At 72.9% G+C, this 19,118-nt stretch carries 16 protein-coding genes and 1 pseudogene; 5 read left to right on the forward strand and 12 right to left on the reverse strand.

The window, feature by feature from the left end:
• Window positions 1-23: 23 nt before the first annotated feature.
• Genes AC2W7E_RS08490 through AC2W7E_RS08510 form a run of 5 tightly spaced genes read right to left on the reverse strand, consistent with a single transcriptional unit; the run spans window position 24 to window position 3,606 of the window.
• Complete coding sequence (locus AC2W7E_RS08490; RefSeq protein ID WP_485988923.1) at window positions 24-209, reverse strand: hypothetical protein; 186 nt, start codon at window positions 207-209, stop codon at window positions 24-26.
• Window positions 210-254: 45 nt separating this feature from the next.
• Window positions 255-971 (reverse strand): glutamine amidotransferase-related protein, encoded by a 717-nt coding sequence (locus AC2W7E_RS08495; RefSeq protein WP_303708804.1) that lies wholly within the window; start codon window positions 969-971, stop codon window positions 255-257.
• Between the two features lie 40 nt (window positions 972-1,011).
• Window positions 1,012-1,761 carry a LysR substrate-binding domain-containing protein gene (locus tag AC2W7E_RS08500; protein WP_485988924.1) on the reverse strand — a complete coding sequence of 250 codons (750 nt, stop codon included), beginning with the start codon at window positions 1,759-1,761 and terminating at the stop codon, window positions 1,012-1,014.
• 10 nt (window positions 1,762-1,771) lie between these two features.
• Window positions 1,772-2,047, reverse strand: a complete 276-nt coding sequence (locus AC2W7E_RS08505) for a hypothetical protein (RefSeq protein ID WP_303708807.1) — start codon at window positions 2,045-2,047, stop codon at window positions 1,772-1,774.
• On the reverse strand, window positions 2,044-3,606 hold the full coding sequence (locus tag AC2W7E_RS08510) for a PspC domain-containing protein (RefSeq protein WP_485988925.1): 1,563 nt from the start codon (window positions 3,604-3,606) through the stop codon (window positions 2,044-2,046). The genes AC2W7E_RS08505 and AC2W7E_RS08510 overlap by 4 nt, the downstream gene beginning before the upstream one ends.
• 114 nt (window positions 3,607-3,720) lie before the next feature.
• On the opposite strand from AC2W7E_RS08510, the gene AC2W7E_RS08515 reads away from it, so the two are divergent.
• Together AC2W7E_RS08515 and AC2W7E_RS08520 are read left to right on the forward strand one after the other, a co-directional pair.
• A complete protein-coding gene (locus AC2W7E_RS08515) occupies window positions 3,721-4,947 on the forward strand; it encodes an ATP-binding protein (protein WP_485988926.1) in 1,227 nt (408 codons plus the stop codon).
• A complete protein-coding gene (locus AC2W7E_RS08520) occupies window positions 4,940-5,599 on the forward strand; it encodes a LuxR C-terminal-related transcriptional regulator (protein WP_374460378.1) in 660 nt (219 codons plus the stop codon). The genes AC2W7E_RS08515 and AC2W7E_RS08520 overlap by 8 nt, the downstream gene beginning before the upstream one ends.
• A gap of 6 nt (window positions 5,600-5,605) precedes the next feature.
• On the opposite strand, the gene AC2W7E_RS08525 is transcribed toward AC2W7E_RS08520, so the two are convergent.
• From AC2W7E_RS08525 to AC2W7E_RS08545, 5 genes and pseudogenes are all read right to left on the reverse strand, one after another.
• Complete coding sequence (locus AC2W7E_RS08525; RefSeq protein WP_025102471.1) at window positions 5,606-6,013, reverse strand: DapH/DapD/GlmU-related protein; 408 nt, start codon at window positions 6,011-6,013, stop codon at window positions 5,606-5,608.
• Window positions 6,014-6,084: 71 nt separating this feature from the next.
• A complete protein-coding gene (locus tag AC2W7E_RS08530; protein WP_485988927.1) occupies window positions 6,085-6,858 on the reverse strand; it encodes a DNA-formamidopyrimidine glycosylase family protein in 774 nt (257 codons plus the stop codon).
• Window positions 6,858-7,652, reverse strand: a complete 795-nt coding sequence (locus AC2W7E_RS08535) for an EI24 domain-containing protein (protein WP_126893274.1) — start codon at window positions 7,650-7,652, stop codon at window positions 6,858-6,860. Before AC2W7E_RS08535 ends, AC2W7E_RS08530 begins: the two co-directional genes overlap by 1 nt.
• Window positions 7,653-7,698: 46 nt before the next feature.
• Window positions 7,699-12,282, reverse strand: coding sequence for an ATP-dependent helicase (locus AC2W7E_RS08540; protein WP_485988928.1), 4,584 nt, complete (start codon window positions 12,280-12,282; stop codon window positions 7,699-7,701).
• Window positions 12,283-12,432: 150 nt separating this feature from the next.
• Window positions 12,433-14,062, reverse strand: a pseudogene (locus AC2W7E_RS08545) (ABC-F family ATP-binding cassette domain-containing protein).
• 283 nt (window positions 14,063-14,345) lie between these two features.
• Here AC2W7E_RS08545 and AC2W7E_RS08550 point away from each other — a divergent pair.
• Window positions 14,346-14,615, forward strand: coding sequence for a glycine zipper domain-containing protein (locus AC2W7E_RS08550; RefSeq protein WP_485988929.1), 270 nt, complete (start codon window positions 14,346-14,348; stop codon window positions 14,613-14,615).
• Here AC2W7E_RS08550 and AC2W7E_RS08555 read toward each other — a convergent pair.
• A complete protein-coding gene (locus tag AC2W7E_RS08555) occupies window positions 14,588-15,268 on the reverse strand; it encodes an alpha/beta hydrolase (RefSeq protein WP_485988930.1) in 681 nt (226 codons plus the stop codon). The two genes, AC2W7E_RS08550 and AC2W7E_RS08555, sit on opposite strands and share 28 nt — an antisense overlap.
• Window positions 15,269-15,333: 65 nt before the next feature.
• On the opposite strand from AC2W7E_RS08555, the gene AC2W7E_RS08560 reads away from it, so the two are divergent.
• Both AC2W7E_RS08560 and AC2W7E_RS08565 read left to right on the forward strand, forming a co-directional pair.
• Window positions 15,334-15,939 (forward strand): DUF4916 domain-containing protein, encoded by a 606-nt coding sequence (locus tag AC2W7E_RS08560; protein ID WP_025102462.1) that lies wholly within the window; start codon window positions 15,334-15,336, stop codon window positions 15,937-15,939.
• 211 nt (window positions 15,940-16,150) lie between these two features.
• Window positions 16,151-17,926: a sunset domain-containing protein gene (locus AC2W7E_RS08565; RefSeq protein ID WP_485988931.1), complete on the forward strand. Its 1,776-nt coding sequence runs from the start codon at window positions 16,151-16,153 to the stop codon at window positions 17,924-17,926.
• A gap of 112 nt (window positions 17,927-18,038) precedes the next feature.
• Here AC2W7E_RS08565 and AC2W7E_RS08570 read toward each other — a convergent pair whose 3' ends face one another.
• Window positions 18,039-19,106 (reverse strand): threonine aldolase family protein, encoded by a 1,068-nt coding sequence (locus AC2W7E_RS08570; protein WP_485988932.1) that lies wholly within the window; start codon window positions 19,104-19,106, stop codon window positions 18,039-18,041.
• Window positions 19,107-19,118 lie beyond the last annotated feature (12 nt).

A 19,118-nucleotide genomic window follows, 5' to 3' on the forward strand; every position in this document is an offset into this window, starting at 1 on the left:
GCGCTCCGACCCACCGCAAGGAGTCAGATCTCTATGCGCGTGGCCCTGTCCGTCAGGCGCCATGGCACCGGAAAATCCGCAATCTTCATGCCATTCGAGGACGTGTGACTGACCTCATCGGCATAGGTATCCGCGTCTTCGCGGTTGTCGAAGACGCCGTAGATGCCCGCGTCATCCTCGTCGTCGAACACGATCCAGCCAGACTTCATCCCTGCATTCTGCCGGCGACGCCACCTCTACGCGCCGGGTATCGCTCAGCCGAACAGCTCGGCGAAGCGGCGGAGCAGAGCGGCGCCCTCGGTGACCGAGGCCGCGAGGACCTCCTGCTGCACCGCGTCGAACTGCGCCGGATCGAAGTACCCCGTCGTGCGGTAGAACGTCATCCGATCGGCGAAGTCGCGCGGCGTCGGCTCGGGATGGAACTGCGCGGCGTACAGGTGCGTCCCCACCCGGTAGGCCTGCACGGGGCAGGCCGCGTTGGTGGCGAGCAGCACGGCCCCCGGCGGAGTCGTCGCGGCGCTCTCCTTGTGCGCGGTGAAGACGGTGAGCGCGGGGCCGGACGGGCCGAACACGGGATCGACGGCGCCCTCCGGTGTCGTCTCGATGACCGTCGCGCTCGCCGCCTCCGGCATGGTCGTCACGACCTCGCCGCCGAGGAGCCGGGTGAGCACCCCGATGCTGAAGCAGGTGAAGAAGGCGGCGATCCGCTGTTCCCGTGCGGCGCGGGCGAGCGTCTCCAGATCGGCCTCCACGCGCCGCTGCACCGGGGTCTTCTCGACGTCGGTGACGTTGAAGGGAGAACCGCCGATGACGACCCCGCGGTATCGATCCAGGTGGGCCTCGGTCAGCGGCTCGTGCAGCAGATCGAGACGATCGACCACGTCGACTCCGAGCGCCCGCCGGAACGAGGCGTGCTCGGCATCCGCCGCCCCGGTCTCGGGTCGCACGCAGACGTAGAGAAGCGAGGCCATCAGGCGATTCTAACGAGGGGGAGGGTGCCGGCCCGACGGCTCAGCGCGAGGAGTTCGCGGTGCGGCCACGGACGATCCCGACGAACGTCTCCACATCGGGCGTCGTGCGGGCACGGGGCCAGGCGAGGGCGACCGTCGAGACCGGGCCGTCGGCGAGGACCCGGTAGTCGGCGTCCTTCCGGTGGTGCAGTCGGGCCAGCGACATCGGCACGAGGACGATGCCGACACCCGTCGCCGCCGTGGCGATCGCGTCGGCGGTCGACAGGGGGCCGCCGCGTGCGGGGTTGGTGCCCGGCACCTCCACCGGCCCGAGCACGTCGTCGGACAGGGAGTGCAGCACCTCGCCGTCGAGGTCGGCGGTCGTCAGCTCGTCCGCCGCGAGCAGGTGCGAATCGGTCGAGGCCACGACGACCGGGACCTCGTCGTACAGCGGGATGACGTGCAGGGCGTCGTCGTCCAGCGGGAGGCGCACGAGGGCGGCGTCGAGATCGTCGAGCGCCTCTCGCTGCCCGGAGACCTCGATCGGGACGAGTTCGAGGGCCACGTGGGGCAGGCGCCGCTTCCACGTGTCGATCCACTTGCCCGGCGTCGCTCCGGGCACGGCACCGAGGCGGAACGTCCGCGGCTCCTCGGGTGCGGCGGCCGGTGCGTCGAACACCACCTTCTCGGCGCGGGGTGCGCGGCGCGGGGACGGCTTCCCCTGGCGTGGGCCGCCGCCCGCGGCACGGCCCCGGTGGGCGGGTGAGCCCTTGCCGGAGCCCTTCGCGGGTCGTCGTCCCTGGTGCGCCATGGGATCCAGGCTACTCGGCGTCCTCCGAGTCCTCGGCGGGGGAGTTCCGCTGGGTCCGCCGGACCAGTCCGGCGACACCGCCGACGAGGAACAAGGCCCCCGCCGTGAGGAGCACGATCGTGAGCAGGGTGGCGGGAGTCATCGTCCCGACGCCGTCGGCCAGCGCGGCGCGGCGCTCCGCATCGGTGAGGAACCACAGCGCCCCCGCGGCGATCGCGGCGAAGGTCGTCCCCCAGATGACGGCTGCCCAGCGCACCCGGGGTGCGGTGACGGTCTCGGTGCTCATTCCTGGCCCTCCTCGGGCTCCTGCAGGGTCACGACGATGACGCCGCTCGCCTGGTCGATGGTCACGGGCTGGATCGTCGAGGGACTGCCCTCCTCGGCGGAGATGTTCGCGGAGATGACGTTCTCGTCACCCCGCGGCGTGGCGGCGATGACGCCGGTGTCCATGACCATCGGATCGTCCGGATCGACGCGGAGCCAGCTCACCTCCACTCCGTCGCCGACGGTGCCGCGAAGCTGCAGCTGTACGCCGGCGTCGACGAAGATCTCGGTCCGCCCCGACCCCTTCTCGATCTCGATCGGGCGGGGGCCGCCGTCGTGCCGGTGGAGCTGCAGGTACAGGTCGCCGAACGGCTGTCGGACGTGCGCCTCCTGGTTGTTCGTGAGAGAGGCGTACCCGAGGGTGAGGCCGGGCATCGTGGACAGGAAGCCCGTGAGGAGACCCGCGGCCAGCGTCACCACGGTGAGGAAGGCCAGGGCGCCGCTGCGGCGACGGAGCGCTCCGGCCGTGATCATCGCCAGGGCCAGGACCAGCGCGCCGGACAACAGCCCCAGCGCGCCGCCGAAAGCTTCACCGACGGCGAGTCCCACGCCGGCGCCGACGACGATCGCGAGTCCGAGGGCGGTCATGACGAAGGCGAAGCCGGCGCGCGGATTCGACGCGCGGCGGATACGTCGGCGCTCCGCGGCTGCGGCGGCGAACACGGCCGCCTCGGCCTGACGCTCCCGGCGGAGCTGGTCGCGTGCGGCTCGCTCCGCATCCTGCTGCTGGCGGCGCCAGGCCTGATCCTGCTCCTTCCAGGCGGCGTGCTGGGCGCGCCAGGCCTCCAGCGCGGCGGGGTCCTGGGTGCCCGGAGGCAGGGGTGCGGGAGGTGCGGGAATGGCGAGGACGTCGTGCCCGACGGCGTCGGCGAGCGGTACCGAGACCGGAGCGTCCGTGGCCGTGGAGGGAATGGCGTCCGCCCCCGTGGCGGGACCCGAACCCGCGTCGGGGGCGGACGCGGCCGGGGCCGCCGGATCTGCGGAAGCCCCCGCCGGATCCGGCGCGGAAGCGCCCGGAGTGCGGCGCGCGGCACGCACGATGAGGAAGAGCAAGGCGGCGGCGAGCACGAGCCCGACCACCCAGGTGACCGTCGACAGTGCCGACCAGCCGTCGTAGCCGAGGCCGAACAGGCGCCCGGCGAGCGGCGCCGTCGGGAAGAGGCCGATCACGGCGAGGGCGAGGATGCCGAGCTGCACGGGGTCGTACCGGCGCTGCAGCAGATCACGCAGATGCACGCGGCCGTCGACGTCCGGCAGCACCGCCCAGGCGAGGGCGTACAGGAACAAGGCCGGAAGACCGAAGAGGGCCGCGACGACGAGGACCCCGCGCACGATCAGCGGATCGATGCGGAGGCGGATCGCGAGGCCGGCGGCCACGCCACCCAGCCAGCCGTCCGTGCGCACCACGCCGAGGCCGGCGACCCACAGCAGGAACCTGTCGGCACCGCGCGGTCGGCGGGGGGCTTCCGGTGCCGGTGCCTCGTGGTCGGCGGGCGGTGGCGGAGCGGTCGGAATCGTCATGAGTCGATCCTCGTGGTCGGCAGCGCCGCGGGGCCATGGGGGGATCCCCTGAGCGCACCCTGATTCCGCGACAGGGAGGTCCCGGAGAGCGGAGGCGGATGATTGGATGACCGTATGCCCTCCGCCGTCTCCACGCTCCCCGGCCCCGCGCCGGCGACTGCGCGTCCGGCGCTGGCCCGCGATCGCGATGCTCTCGTGACCGGAGTGAGCGCCGGGCTCGCACGCCACCTCGGTGTGCGCGTCGGGCTGGTGCGGGCGCTGTTCGTCGCCCTGACGCTCTGCGGCGGCGCGGGTGTGCTCCTGTACGCCTGGTGTTGGACCTTCATGCCGTGGACGGAGGGGACGACGGCGCCGACGCGTCGCCTCCCGGTCGCCTGGCTCCTGCTGGTCCCCGCGGCCGTCGGTGCCCTCGTCGTCGTGGTGTGGCGCGGGGGCAGCGACTGGCTGAACGGCTCGATCCCTCCGGGAATGGCGGCCGTGGTCGTCGGCGGCACCACGCTGTGCGCGACCGCCTCCGGGCTGTGGGCCACGCTCATCGATCGCACCGACACGGCCCGCGGCCCTCGGCACACCACCACCGTCCGCATCCTCGCGGTGCTCATCCTCGGCCTCGTCGTTCTCCTGCTCCTCTCGTGGCCGATCGCGCGCTCGGGTGTCGTGCTCGTGCTGCTCCCGCTTGCCGGGCTGGTGGCGGTGGTGGCCTCGGCCCTCATCCCGCGCTGGCGGGAGCTGGCGGGGGAGCGCGTGCGCCGCATCCGGGAGGAGCAGCGCAGCGTCATGGCCGCCCACCTGCACGACTCGGTGCTGCAGACGCTCGCCCTCATCCAGAACCGGGCCGGGGCATCGAGCGAGGCGGCACGGCTGGCCCGCGCGCAGGAGCGGGAGCTGCGTGCCTGGCTGTACGACGGCGATGCTCCGGCGGACAGCGACCTGCCGACCGACCTGCGCGACTACGCCGGAGCGCTCGAGATCGACCACCCGGTCCGGATCGAGGTGGTCTCGGCCGGGCTGTCGGCGGAGCGGGCGAGCGGGGAACTGGCGGCCGCGGCCCGGGAGGCGATGCTGAACGCCGCCCGGCACGCGGGCGGCGAGATCTCCGTCTACATCGAGGGTCGTGTCGACGGCGTCGACGTGTTCGTCCGCGACCGCGGTCCCGGATTCCGGCTCGACGAGGTGCCCGGCGATCGGCTCGGCGTGCGGGAGTCGATCATCGGGCGGCTGCGTCGCGCGGGCGGCACGGGGTCGGTGCGCAGCGACGACGCCGGTACCGAGGTGCATCTGCGCCTGCCCACCATCTCGTCCCCGGAGCGGGGACCGATCCGACAGGAGCCCCGTGGCTGACCGTCTCCGCGTCGTGATCGTCGACGACCACTCCATCTTTCGCTCGGGCCTGCGGGCCGATCTGGATGCGAGCGTCGAGGTCGTGGGCGAGGCGGCGGACGTGCCCTCAGCGATCGCCGTGATCGTGGAGACGGCCCCGGACGTGGTGCTCCTCGATGTGCACCTCCCCGGCGGTGAGGGCGACGACGCGACGGGTGGGGAGGCCGTGATCCGAGGGACGCGACCGACCACGACGCGGTTCCTCGCGCTGAGCGTCTCCGATGCGGCGGCCGACGTCGTGCGGGTGATCCGGGCCGGGGCGCGCGGCTACATCACCAAAGGCTCCTCGGGCCGCGAGGTGAGCGACGCCGTGCGCGCCGTCGCCGAGGGGGACGCGGTGTTCTCGCCGCGGCTCGCGGGGTTCGTGCTCGACGCGTTCGGCGCCGTGGCCGGCGAGACGGCCACCGCGACGGACGAGCTCGACCGCCTCTCCTCGCGCGAGCAGGAGGTGATGCGACTGATCGCCCGCGGCTACGCGTACAAAGAAGTAGCCGCAGCCCTCTTCATCTCCATCAAGACCGTCGAGACGCACGTGTCGTCGGTGCTGCGCAAGCTGCAGCTCTCCTCCCGCCACGAGCTCACCGCGTGGGCCTCCGAGCGGCGACTGCTCTGAGGCCGGTCAGGCCGCCAGCCAGAGACCCTTCTGATCAGTGGCGACGGTGAGCCCCGCCGCGACCGTCTCGTCGTCGCCGATGCGGGCGCCTCGCACGATGCGGGCCCCGGCGCCGATGTCGGTGCGGACGCCGACGTGCGCGTGATCGCCGACCGCCGCGCCCTGGCCGACGTGCGCGTGGGCGTCGATGTACGCGCCCTCGCCGATCACGGCGTCCTCGTCCACCCACGCACCGCGGGCGACGATGGCCCCCGCTCCGACGCGTGCTCCCGGTTCGATGTAGGCTCCCGCCTCGATGTGCGCCTTCGGATGCACCTTGGCGCCATGCGCGACGAGACCGCGACCGTTGGCGTGCTTGCGGTACCGCAGCGTCGCTCCGTGGTCGTTCTCGATGTCGACGTAGTTCTTGCCCACGATTCCTCCCGTGCTCCGGATATATCAACAACCACGGGAGGGGGAGATTCATTCCCGCGGATGGATACGGCTCAACGCTGGCACCGAGGGCACCAGAACGTGATCCGCTCGCGGGTCGGATCGGCCCCCAGCTCCCCGCGGCGGATGAGCGTTCCGCAGCGTCGGCAGGGGCGGCCGGCGCGTCCGTAGACCCACGTCGCCTGGCCCGGGCGATCGATGCCGGTGAAGGTGCGGTTGCGGCGGTCGCGGTTCGCGCGGATGGTCCGCACGCCCAGATCGAGGAGGGCGGCGACGTCGACTTCGGGGGTCGGGGTGGTCGGCAGGATTCCGCGGAGGAACAGGAGTTCTGCCGCGTACTCGTTGCCGAAGCCCGCGACGTTGCGTTGATCGAGCAGGGCGACGTGGATGGCCCGGGTGTCGGCGCCGAGTCGGCGCGCGGCCTCGATCGGGTCCCAGTCGGCGGCGAGGGGGTCGGGGCCGAGGTAGCCGACGAGGTCGTCTTCATCGCGGGTGGGGACGACCTCGACTTCGGCGATGTCCACGCCCACGGCCTCGCGTTCGGCCGTGCCGACGATCGCCCGCACCTTGAACGCCGGATGCCGCCACTTCTCACCGGGCCGGTACACGAACCAGGCGCCGTCCATGCGCAGATGCGAATGCAGCGTACTCTCGCCGATCCGCAGCAGCAGGTGCTTCCCGCGAGGGACGGCGCCCTGCACGCGCTGTCCGGTCAGATCGAGGGTCGCGAAGCGCGGCACGCGGAGGTCGAAGCGCGTGACCTCGCCGCCCGCCAGGGCCTCGTCCAGGCGGCGGGCCGTGCGGAAGACGGTATCGCCCTCAGGCATCAGGCGATCCCGGTCGTGCGGTCGTGCCGTCCCGGCGCCGGTGCGGGGGTGGCGACCGCGAGCGGGGTGCGGGCCTGCATGTCGCGCGCCAGCATCGTGCTTCCCGCGACCGCGGCCGGCATCACGGCGACGGCGCCGCCCGGGATGAGGAAGCAGAGCTGGGTGGCGACCCCGAAGCCGAGCACGCGGGCGCGACTGCCGGAGAACAGCGCGGCGCGGGCGGCGGGGCTGAGATCGCGCGCATCGAAGGCTCGACCGGTCAGCTCCCGCGCGAGCAGGCGGCCCGTGAGGACCACGCCGGACACCGCGCCGAGGACGCCGCCGACACCGGGCACGAGGCCGATGAGGAGCACGAGGAGGGCGATGAGGATGCCGAGCACGACCAGTCGGAGACCTTCACCGACGGTGGTCCAGAAACTGCCGCCGTCGGCGGGAGGCGGGTCGCCGAGGTCCTTCTCCACGGCGTGCCAGATCCGCTGGTAGAACGGGTCGCCGATCGTGAGGGTGAGGGCGCTGAACACCGAACTGGCCAGCGCGAGCGCGGCGGCGACCACCACGAGGCTGACCGCGGTCCGCAGGAACCCGCGCCAGGGCTCGACCCATCCGTCGGCGAAGGGGGTGAGCCAGGCCGACAGCGAGGGCATCGACAGGATCAGCGGCACGAGGACGGCGGCGAGGAGCACGAGCGCGATGATCGCGGGGACGAGCCCGAGCGCCATCAGCCCCGGGCGGGTGCGCCACACGCCGAAGCCGCGGAACAGGGTGCGGACGCCGGCGGCGAACTCTCGGATCATGGCTCCAGGGTAGGGGTGGGTCGGTGGTGGTCGTGGTGAGGCCGGGTCAGACGGCCTTGCGGAGCGTGAAGCCGCGCGGCGTCTGCACGAAGCCCGCCTCCTGCAGAGCCCGCCCGAGGATCGTGCCGTAGACCCCCTCGCCGTTCACCTTCTCGACGGTGAGGGTGTCGAGGCGGCGGTCCCTGGCCGTCGTCGCGAGGTCGGCGGCGGCGGCCTGCAGCACCTCCTCGTCGTCCGTGAAGCACAGCACTGTCCGTCCGCCGCGCTCGAGCGACAGGACGAGGGCGCCGTCGACGAGCACCACGAGCCCACCGGCCTTGCGCCCCGGGCGATGCGACACGCCCTCGAGCTTCGGCCACCCGAGCGCCGCGCCGTACGGGTTCGCCGGGTCGGTGGCCGCCAGGGTGACGGCCTTCCGTGGCGGCGGATCGGCGAGACCGGCGTACGTGCGGAGACGGTCGACCGTGGCGGAGGCGGCGAACTGCGCGGCGCCGAGCTTCTCGATCACGTAGCCGCGGCGGCAGTGCCCCGCCTCCTCGAACCCGGCCAGCACGCGGTACGCCTGGGCGAAACCGCCGGGGACGCCCTCCGACTGCACGGCCCCGCGGGTGACCACCCCGTAGCGGTCGAGGAGCAGCCCGGCGGTGACGGTCGCGCGCCGCGCCGGATCGGTCTCGACCTCGGGGAGCAGCGACCAGCGACCGCCGATGGAGGTCGGGCGCGGAGCGGTGCGCGTGAGCGACATGCCGCGATAGGTGCGCGCACGCGGGGCGCGGCGCTTGACCTTGTGGGCCTGGGAGCCCCCGGTCAGCAGCGAGCGGATCGGCGCGAACGTGTCGTTGGTGACGTGCCCGGACCACGTCAGCGACCACAGGGCCTCCAGCACCGACTGCTCGTTCTCGGCGCCGGTCATCTCCTTGAGCTGCGCGGCGAAGTAGGCGCCGCCCGCCGCGAGGGCCGCGAGGAGGCGCGCCTCCAGCGACTCCGCGGCGATCTCCGCGTCCGGATCGGGGAGGGTGAATGGGGCGAGATCGGCCGGGTGCAGCGAGACCCACCCGTCGCGCCCGGGAAGCGTGCCGTGTCCCGACCAGATCACCTCGCCCGCGGCCGTGAGCTCGTCGAGCATCGCCGGGGTGTAGTCGCGCACCCGCGACGGCAGGACGAGCGACTCCCAGGCGCTGGCGGGGATCGGGACGCCGGCGAACTGCTCGATCACCGTGAGCACGCCGTCGATGCCCTCCAGGGGTCGACCGAGATGCTGCCAGTCCGGCAGGAACCGCGCATAGGCCTCCGGGGAGACCGGCTCGACCGACCCGCGGATCGCCGCGAGCGACCGCATCCGCAGCCGCCGCAGCACCTCGGTGTCGCACCACTCGATGTCGTCGCCGCTGCCGGCCGCGGTGGGGAGGAAGTACCCGCTCGTGAGGCGGCCGTTCGTCTCCAGACGTTGCAGGGTGTGCCGGGCGACCGCGGTGCCGAGACCGAAGCGCTCGGCGACGGCTGCGGTGGTGAAGGGGCCGTGGGTGCGGGCGTGACGGGCCACGAGGTCGCCGAGGGGATCCGCCAGGGGCTCGAGGAAGGCCACGGGGATGCCGGTCGGCAGGGCCGCTCCGAGCGCGTCGCGCAGGCGCCCGGCGTCCTCGATCGCGGCGACCCTGGTCACCCCGGCGATCGTGACGGGGATGGCCCGCCGCGCGGTTACGAGGTCGTCGAGCAGCGTCGCCGCGGTCGCTCCGCCGGTGGACTCCGGATCGAGGCGTGCCGCCACCTCGTCGGCGTCGAGCGGTCCGAGCAGCCGGAGCAGGTCGGCGACGCCCTCCAGGCCGCGCGCCCGACGCTCCGGGTCGAGGCGCTGGGCCTCGCGCTCGAACTGCGCGATGACGTCGGGGTCGAGGAGCTCGCGCAGCTCGACCGTGCCCAGCAGCTCCCCGAGCAGCGCGGGATCGACGGACAGGGCGGCCGCTCGGCGCTCGGCCAGCGGCGAGTCGCCCTCGTACATGAACGCGCCGACGTAGCCGAAGAGGAGGTCGCGCGCGAAGGGCGACGGCTGTCCCGGCTGGGTCTCGACGAGGCGGATGCGGCGGTCGGCGATGCTCGTCGCGAGCTTCCTGAGCGACGGCAGATCGTAGACGTCCTGCAGCACCTCGCGCAGGGTCTCCAGGATCACGGGGAAGGTGGGATGCCGGCGGGCGACCTCGAGGAGCTGGGCCGAGCGCTGGCGCTGCTGCCAGAGCGGCGTGCGGCGGTTGGGGTTCGTGCGGGGCATGAGCAGCGCCCGCGCGGCACACTCGCGGAACCGCGAGGCGAACAGCGCCGAGCCGCCGACCTCCTGCGTGACGAGCTGCTCCAGCTCGTCCGGATCGAACACGAAGAGCTCCGCACCGGGCGGCTCGGACTCGGCGTCGGGGATGCGCACGATGATGCCGTCGTCGCTCGCCACCGCGGAGCCATCGACGCCGAGACGCTCCCGCACGCGCGCATTGATGGCGAGCGCCCAGGGCGCATGCACCTTCATGCCGTACGGGGAATGCAGGATGACCCGCCAGTCGCCGACCTCGTCGTGTCCGCGCTCCACGGTGAGCGTACGGTCCGTCGGCAGGGTGCCCGTGGCCTCCCGCTGCTCGGAGAGATGCGCGAGGAGGTTGGCGCGCGCCTGTTCGTCGAGTCCGGCCGCGATGAGCCGCTGCTCCGCCTTCTCCGGCTTCGCGGCGGACACCTCGCGGGAGAACGCCCCGAGCGCCTCGCCCAGCTCGAACGGGCGGCCGATGCCGTCGCCGTGCCAGAACGGCACCTTGCCGGGCTGGCCGTAGGCGGGGATGACGTTGACGCGGTCGTGGGTGATCTCGGCGATGCGCCAGCTCGTGGTGCCCAGGGTGAACACGTCGCCGACCCGGGACTCGTAGACCATCTCCTCGTCGAGCTCGCCCACCCGGGCACCCGTGGACTCGCCGGCGACGAAGACGCCGAACAGCCCCCGGTCGGGGATGGTGCCGCCGCTGGTGACCGCGATCCGCTGTGCCCCCGGGCGGCCCGTGAGTGTGCCGGCGTCGCGATCCCAGACGAGGCGCGGGCGCAGCTCGGCGAACTCGTCGGAGGGGAAGCGGCCGGCCAGCAGGTCGAGCGTGGCCTCGTACGCGGAGCGGGGGAGCGACTGGAACGGGGCGGAACGGCGGACGGTCTCGAACCACTCCTCGACGCTGATCGCTCCGAGGGCGCTGGCCGCGACGGTCTGCTGGGCGAGGATGTCGAGCGGGTTCCGCGGCACCTGGATGGCCTCGATCTTCCCCGCGAGCATCCGCTCCGTCACGATCGCGGTGTGCAGCACGTCCCCGCGGTGCTTGGGGAACAGGGCCGCGCGGCTGATCTCGCCGACCTGGTGTCCGGCCCGTCCCACGCGCTGGAGCCCGGAGGCCGCGGACGGCGGCGCCTCGACCTGGATCACGAGGTCGACGGCGCCCATGTCGATGCCGAGCTCCAGGCTGCTCGTGGCGACCACGCAGCGGAGCACCCCCGACTTCAGCTCCTCCTCGACCTGCGCGCGCTGCTCCTTCGACACCGAGCCGTGGTGGGCCTTGGCGAGCACCGGTTCGGCGCCGGCGGTGGACCCCGCCTGTGCCATCATCGCGGCGGGCACGGTCGGCTCCGGAAGAGCGACCCCGATCCGCTCCGCATAGATCTCGTTCAACCGTCCGGTCAGCCGTTCGGCGAGGCGGCGGGAGTTCGCGAAGACGATGGTCGAGTTGTTCTGGAGGATGCGGTCGACGATCGCCTCCTCGACGTGCGGCCACACCGAGCCGGTGACCTCGGTGTACTCCGCATCGATCCCCGGGGCCTCCGGCGGCGCCCCGGGCGGGGGTGGCGGGTTGGTCATGTCGTCCATCGGCACGACGACGCCGAGCTCGAAGGTCTTCGATGCCGGGGGAGCGACGATCTCGACCGGGTCGGCGCCGCCGAGGAACCGCGCCACCTCGTCGATCGGTCGGACGGTCGCCGAGAGGCCGATGCGCTGCGCTGCGGTCTCCGCGCCGTGGGAGCGGCGGAGGGCGTCGAGGCGCTCCAGGCTCACCGCGAGGTGCGCGCCGCGCTTGGTGGCGGCGACCGCGTGCACCTCGTCGATGATGACCGTGTGCACGTCGCGCAGGGTGTCTCCGGCCCGGCTCGTGAGCATGAGGTACAGCGACTCGGGCGTCGTGATGAGGATGTCGGGCGGATCGGACACGAGCTTGCGGCGATCGCTCGACGTGGTGTCACCGGAGCGGACGCCCACCGTGATGCCGGGGGCGGTGAGACCGAGTCGCCGCGCGGACTGCCCGATGCCGATGAGGGGCGAGCGCAGGTTGCGCTCCACGTCGACGCCGAGGGCCTTGAGCGGGGAGATGTACAGGATCCGCGTGCGGGACCCGTCCTTCTTCGGCTCCTCCGGGAGGTCGGCGCGCTCGCGGAACACGCTGTCGATCGCCCAGAGGAACGCCGACAGGGTCTTGCCGGAGCCCGTCGGAGCGACGACGAGGGCGTGCTTGCCGGCGGAGATCGCCTCCCACGCGCCCGCCTGCGCCGGCGTGGGTGCGGTGAAGGCACCCCGGAACCAGTCCTGTGTGGCCGGGGTGAAGCGGTCGAGCACGTCGCTCATGCCTCCATCATTCCCGACCCCACCGACATCCGGCCCGGACCTTGACACCCGGCTGCGCCACCCGCACGACCTCGTTCCGCCCGCACGACGGAACCACGGTTCCGGTCGTGCGGGCGGACCCCGGTCGTGCAGACGGAACGACGGATGACGTCACCCGACCTCCCGCAACCCGCCGTCGGCATCGATCTCCAGGGTGAGGTCGAGGTCGAGCCGGGCGAGGAAGGCGTCGTCGTGACTCACGACGAGCACCGCCCCGCGGTACGCCCGCAGCGCCTCGACGAGCTGGTCGACCGTGTCGAGGTCGAGGTTGTTCGTCGGCTCGTCGAGGACGACGAGGTGCGGAGCCGGATCCGTGAGGAGTAGCCGGGCCAAGGCGACCCGGAACCTCTCCCCGCCGGAGAGCGCCGACACCGGGCGGTCGGTCGTCCCGCCCCGGATGAGGAACCGGGCGAGCCGATTGCGGAGCTCCTTCTCCGGGACCTGGGGTGCCGCGGCGGCCACGTTCGCGAACACGGACAGGCCCTCGTCGAGACCGTCCACCCGCTGCGGCAGGTAGCCGATCCGGTCGGTGAGCGCCTCCGCCCGGAGCTCCGGCCGCTCCCGCGCCTCGTCTCCGGAGTCGGGCGCGGCGCCGGAGACCAACCGCTCCAGCAGCGTCGTCTTGCCGGCGCCGTTGCGGCCGATGAGGGCCACGCGCTCGGGACCCTGGATCACCCACGACCGCTCCGGTCCGCCGAGCTCGGCGATCCGCCGGCTCCGCGACACGTCGGGGTCCGGCAGCTCGATCTTCATCGAGGCGTCGGAGCGGACCCGTCGCCCCGCGGCATCGTGTGCCGCGCGGGCCGCGTCCTCCTTCGCGCCGACCTCGGTGCGCAGCCTCCCCGCGGACACCTCGGCGGCCATCTTCCGACCGTGCGCGACGATCTTCGGGACGCGCTTCTCGACCTCGGCCTTCTTGGCGGTCCGGGCCCGATGGGCGAGCTTGACCTCGGCCTCGATCCGCTGCCGCTTCTCCTTGCGGAGCACCTGGGCGGCGGCGACCTCGGCCTGCTTCGCCGCGTCCTGCTCCGCGTCGAGCCACGCGCGCCACTCGGAGTAGGGGCCGCCGAACACGGAGAGGTTCCTTCCGTACAGCTCGGCGGTGTCGTCCATGAGCTCGAGCAGAGCGAGGTCGTGGCTCACGACGATGAGCGTGCCCTTCCAGGACTGCACCATCGCGGCGAGGGCCGCCCTGGCGTCGCGGTCGAGGTTGTTCGTCGGCTCGTCGAGGAGGGTGATGGGAGCCCGGCGCAGCCGGATGCCGGCGATCGCGACGAGCACGGCCTCCCCCCCCGGACAGCTCACCGACCGTGCGGTCGAGGAAGGCGGGGGCGAGCCCGGCCTCCGCGAGGGAGGCCTCCGCCCGCGCCTCGATGTCCCAGTCGTCGCCGACCGCGTCGAAGTGCGCGGGGTCGACGTCACCGGCGGTGATGGCCCGCACGGCATCGAGGGCGGCCGTCACCCCGAGGAGGTCGGACACCCGACGGTCCACGTCGAGGGTGAGCTGCTGGGGGAGGAAGGCGACCTCGCCCGAGGTGGTGAGCGTTCCGGAGGTGGGGGCGAGCTCCCCGGCGATCAGCCGGAGCAGCGTGGACTTGCCGGCGCCGTTGCGGCCGACCAGTCCCGTGCGCCCGGCGCCGAAGGCTCCGGACACGCCGTCGAGGGCGACCGTGCCGTCGGGCCAGGTGAGGGAGAGGCGGTCGAGGACGACGGCGGCGTGCGAGGAAGAGGGCTGTGACATGGGGTGTCTCCTGTCGAGTGCGAGGGTGCACTGACACCGAGCCCCTGCCGGACCGTGGAGTCACGGAAGCGGAGGAGGGCGTCTGCCGGGGAGTCGGCGATCGTCGGGTCAGCGCGCGAGAAGAGGGGCGCGGAGGCGACGATTCAGATCAAAGGACTTCCAGACACGGCGGACAGGACGCCACGACGATACCCGGGCGTGTCGCGCCGCGCAACTCCCGGGCGTGTCGCCGGTCCGCCGCGCGGGGGATGCGGGGCCGCGGGACGGCTCGTACCGTGGAGGCATGGCAGACGATCGGAACCCCAGTCCCGACGAGATGCGCGCACGGACGGGCCTCGGCATCGGTCTCGCGCTCGGCGTGGCCATCGGCGTCTCGATGGGGATGGCGCTGGACAACTGGATCCTCGGCATCGGGATCGGTCTCGCGATCGGCGTCGCCCTGTCCGTGGCGTTCCGCGGTTCCGCGGGCGGCAGGGGAGACGCGGCGGAGGGCGATGTCGATGACCCGGACTCCGCTGACGGCGCTCAGGACGGCCGGGACCCGTCCGCCTGATCCGCGCCGATCCCCTCGACCCAGGTCTTGAGGAACCGGTGCACGTCGCCGAGCTCCTCCTCGGAGATGCTGTGGGTCAGTCCGCTGTAGACGCGACCGGACAGGGACGTGTGCGCGGGGAGCCATTGCGCCGTGTGGGCGATCAGCGGCGCGGGGATGACGTCGTCGTGCGAACCGCGGCCCCAGAACACCGGGGGGCTGACCTCCGCGAGGTGCGCATCGCCGGGGAGGGGGTCCGGGGCGGCGTACCCGCTCAGCGCGACGACCGCACCGAACCGTTCGGGGGCCAGCCGCAGGGCCTGGAGTGACACCGCGGCGCCCTGGGAGAACCCGAGCAGCGCCACCGACGGCGCGTCCGCCGCGGCGTCGTCGAGCCAGCGCAGGAACGCCTCCGCCGCGAGGGTGACGGTGGTGGAACTGCGTCCGTCGAGCCCCTCGATCGGGTACCAGGAGCGACCCGGGGTCGGCCACGGCGGGGTCAGTGGTGCGGCGACCGAGGCCACGGCGACGCCGGCGGGGAGATACGGGACGATGCCGAAGAGGTCGTGCTCGTCGGCGCCGTACCCGTGCAGCAGCACGAGCAGCGGGAGCCCGGCGCGGTCGGTGTGCGACCAGCGCGTCGCCGCATCGTCGATCGTCAGGTTCTCGGTCACACCGTCATCCTGCCAGGGCTCGCGCCGGTGCTGCCATCGACGAGGACGGCTGGTAGAAAGGAGGCATGGCGGTGCGCACACCCGATCCGGAGCCGGAGCCCGAAGACGAGGGCCTCGGTTCGTTCCGCGATGCGAACCCGCCGGTGCCGGATGCGAACCCCGGCTGGCTGAGCGACGTCGAGCTGGAAGAGGCCCGGCGCCACCTTCCGATGCTCTACGTCGAGGCGATCCCCGTGCGCACGGACGGCTCCGGTCAGGTCACCGAGATCGGCGTGCTGCTGCGGTCCACCCCGCTCGGCGAGATCACACGCACGATCGTGTCGGGCCGGGTGCGCTTCGGCGAGACGATCCGCGACGCGTTGTTCCGCCACGTCGAGAACGACCTCGGGCCCATGGCCTTCCCGCTCCTGCCGCCGCAGCCGCTGCCGTTCACGGTGGCCGAGTACTTCCCGATCCCGGGGGTGAGCGCGTATCACGACGACCGTCAGCACGCCGTCTCCCTCGCCTTCGTGGTGCCCGTGACCGGGACGTGCGAGCCGCGCCAGGACGCCCTCGAGGTGACGTGGTTCTCCCCGGAGGCCGCCGCCTCCGACGCCGTCGCCGCCGAGATGGAGGGCGGCCGCGGCACCCTCATCCGCCACGCGCTCGCCAGCCTCGGCCTCCTCCGCTGACGCTCGTTCTTTCTCCCCGAGACCCCGGGTTCGCGTCGAGACCCCGGCTACGCCGCGCGCTGAAGGCGGGGTCTCGGCGAGAACCCGGGGCCTCGGCGGAAGATGAAAGCTTGTCTTCGGAGCGGAGGAACCGGTATTCATGACGGAGGTGATCTGCTCAGAACGCCCTGATCCGCGCGGTCGATGACCGCGTCCGTCCCGAAGGATGCCCATGGCGTTCGCCGCTCCGCTCCGCCGTCTCCGTGCGCTGGCCGTCACGGTCGCCGCCGCCCTCCTTGCCTCCGGTCTGGTCTTCGTCGCGACACCCGCGACCGCGGCCACGACCGCGCTCGACCCGGCCTTCCCCGGCGTCGCGGAAGCGCTCCCCACCGCGGTCGCCGCGGCTGCGGACGTCGCCGCGTCTCCCGGCCAGGCCGACCCCGAGAGCACCGCCACCGTCTCCGGTCGCGTCACGTTCCCGACCGGCGTCGACGTCTCGCGGGGCCGCACCTTCGTCGCGGCCTACGCTCCCGGCGCCGGCGTCCCCGTCGCGGCCGCTGCCGTCACCGACGGCTCGTACTCCCTGCGCGTGCCGCAGGGCGACGTCGTCCTCGGTGTGGTGTCCGAGGGGCGCGCCGTCTTCGACCAGGGCGGTCCGCAGAGCGGCGAGGTCCTGGCGGTCGGGACCGAGGGCGTCGTCCGCGACGTGCAGCTCGAGCGCTCGGCCCTGATCTCCGGAAGCGTGACCGCGCCGAAGGGGACCGACATCACCGGGCAGCGCGTCGTCGTCGCCGTCTACCCGCTCTCGGGGGCGGGGACCGTGGTGGGTGCCGCCGCCCCCGTGACCGATGCCGGCACCTTCGCCGTCGGCGGACTGCCCGCGGGCGCGTATCGCGTGGCCTTCGTCTCGGGAGCTGCGGGAGCGGTCTCGGAGTGGTGGGACGATGCTCCTCGTTTCGAGAAGGCGCGGACCATCACGCTCGCCGCCGGGGCCACGCAGTCCGGAGTCGTCGCCGCGCTCGAGCCGCTGCACCGGATGGAGACGTCCGTTCCCACGATCAACGGGACGGCGACGGTCGGGCAGACGCTCCGTGCGGCGCCGGGGGCGTGGACGTCGGGCGCCGCGCTCGGATACCAGTGGTACGCGAACGGCGTCGCGATCTCGAAGGCCACGGCATCGTCGCTCACCCTCACCACCGCGCACGCGGGAGCCCGCATCACCGTGCGCGTGACCGGGAAGAAGGCGGCCTTCGCGTCGGCGACCGTCGCGTCGGCGGCGACGTCGGCCGTGCTGCGCGTGCTGACCGTGCCGACCCCCACGATCACCGGCACCGCCACGGTCGGACAGACCCTCAAGGTCAAGACCGGGACGTGGACGGCGGGGACGCGGTTGACCTACCAGTGGTACGTCGACGGCGTGGCCGTCGCCCGAGCGACCGGGACCTCCTTCAAGATCCCGTCCTCCGCGGCGCTGAAGCCGGTGACGGTCGTCGTCTCCGGGACCAAGTCGGGGTACGCCGCAGCATCGAAGCGCTCGAAGCCGACGGCCGCCGTCAAGGGGATCCTCTCCGCGCCGACGCCCCGGATCACCGGCTCCGCGATCGTGGGCTCCCGTCTCACGGCGGTCGCGTCGACATGGACCGGCGGCACGCGGCTGAGCTACCAGTGGTACCTGAACGGTCGCGCGATCGCGCGGGCGACCGGCTCCACGCTGGTCGTCACCGCGGCCATGGTGAAGTCCAGGATCACGGTCAAGGTCACCGGGACGAAGAGCGGCTACGTCACGGCCGCGCGCACCTCCGCGCAGACCGCCGCCGTGACGTATCCCGCCCGCACCACGCCGGTCTCCACGTGGAACTGCCCCGCCTGGGCTCCCATCAAGGGCAACGCGCAGTCGATGATCTACCACGTGCGGAGCGGGGCGTACTACGCGAAGACCAAGCCCGAGGTGTGCTTCTCCACGGAGAGCGCCGCCGTCAAGGCCGGTTACCGCAAGTCGAAGCGGTAGCCGTCCCTCCGCCGAGACCCCGGCTTCCCGCCCACACCCCGGCGTCGACCCACGGATACCCCGGGGTCTCGACGCGAACCCGGGGTCTCGGCGATCAGGGGGCGGGGCGGGGTCAGGGGCGGGTGAGGCGGGCGAGGGCGTCGACGAAGGCGTCGACGTCGGACTCCTCGGTGTCGAAGCCGCACATCCAGCGCACCTCGCGGCGGGCGGCGTCCCAGTCGTAGAAGCGGAACACGTCGCGGAGCTGATCGGCGACGCCCTCGGGCAGGGTCGCGAACACGCCGTTCGCCTGCGTCGGCTGCGTGAACTCCACCCCGACGATCGATCCGTCGGCGAGGCCGTCCTCGATCCGCGCGCGGAGCCGGGCCGCCATGGCATTGGCGTGCCGGGCGTTCCGCAGCCACAGGTCGCCGTCGAGCAGGGCGATGAGCTGCGCCGAGACGAAGCGCATCTTCGACGAGAGCTGCATGTTGAACTTGCGCGCGTAGTTGAGGCCCACGGCGACGTCCGGGTTCAGCACGACGATGGCCTCGCCGAGCATGGCGCCGTTCTTCGTGCCGCCGAAGGTCAGCACGTCCACCCCGGCGTCGGTCGTGAACGCCCGCAGCGGCAGATCGAGGGCGGCGGCCGCGTTCGACAGGCGCGCACCGTCGACGTGCAGCTTCATGCCGCGCGCGTGGACGTGATCCGCGATCGTGCGGATCTCCTCCGCGGTGTACAGAGTGCCGAGCTCGGTGGACTGCGTGATCGACACCACGAGCGGCTGCGCGCGGTGCTCGTCGCCCCAGCCCCACGCCTCGCGGTCGATGAGCTCGGGGGTGAGCTTGCCGTCGTCGGTGGGGACGGTGAGGAGCTTGAAGCCGCCGATCTTCTCCGGCGCTCCGCCCTCGTCGACGTTGATGTGCGCGGTCGAGGCCGCGATCACGGCACCCCAGCGCGGCAGCATCGACTGCAGACCGGTGACGTTCGCCCCGGTGCCGTTGAACACGGGGTACGCAGCGGCGGTGTCACCGAAGTGCGCCTGGAACACCTCCTGCAGGCGGGCGGTGTAGGCGTCCTCGCCGTAGGCCACCTGATGGCCCCCGTTCGCGGCCGCGAGGGCCGCCAGGACCTCGGGGTGGATGCCGGAGTAGTTGTCACTGGCGAAGCCCCGGATGGCGGGGTCGTGCGGGATGCTCACCGGACAAGCCTA

This window comes from Microbacterium sp. CFSPD4_SD4, from assembly GCF_057364585.1.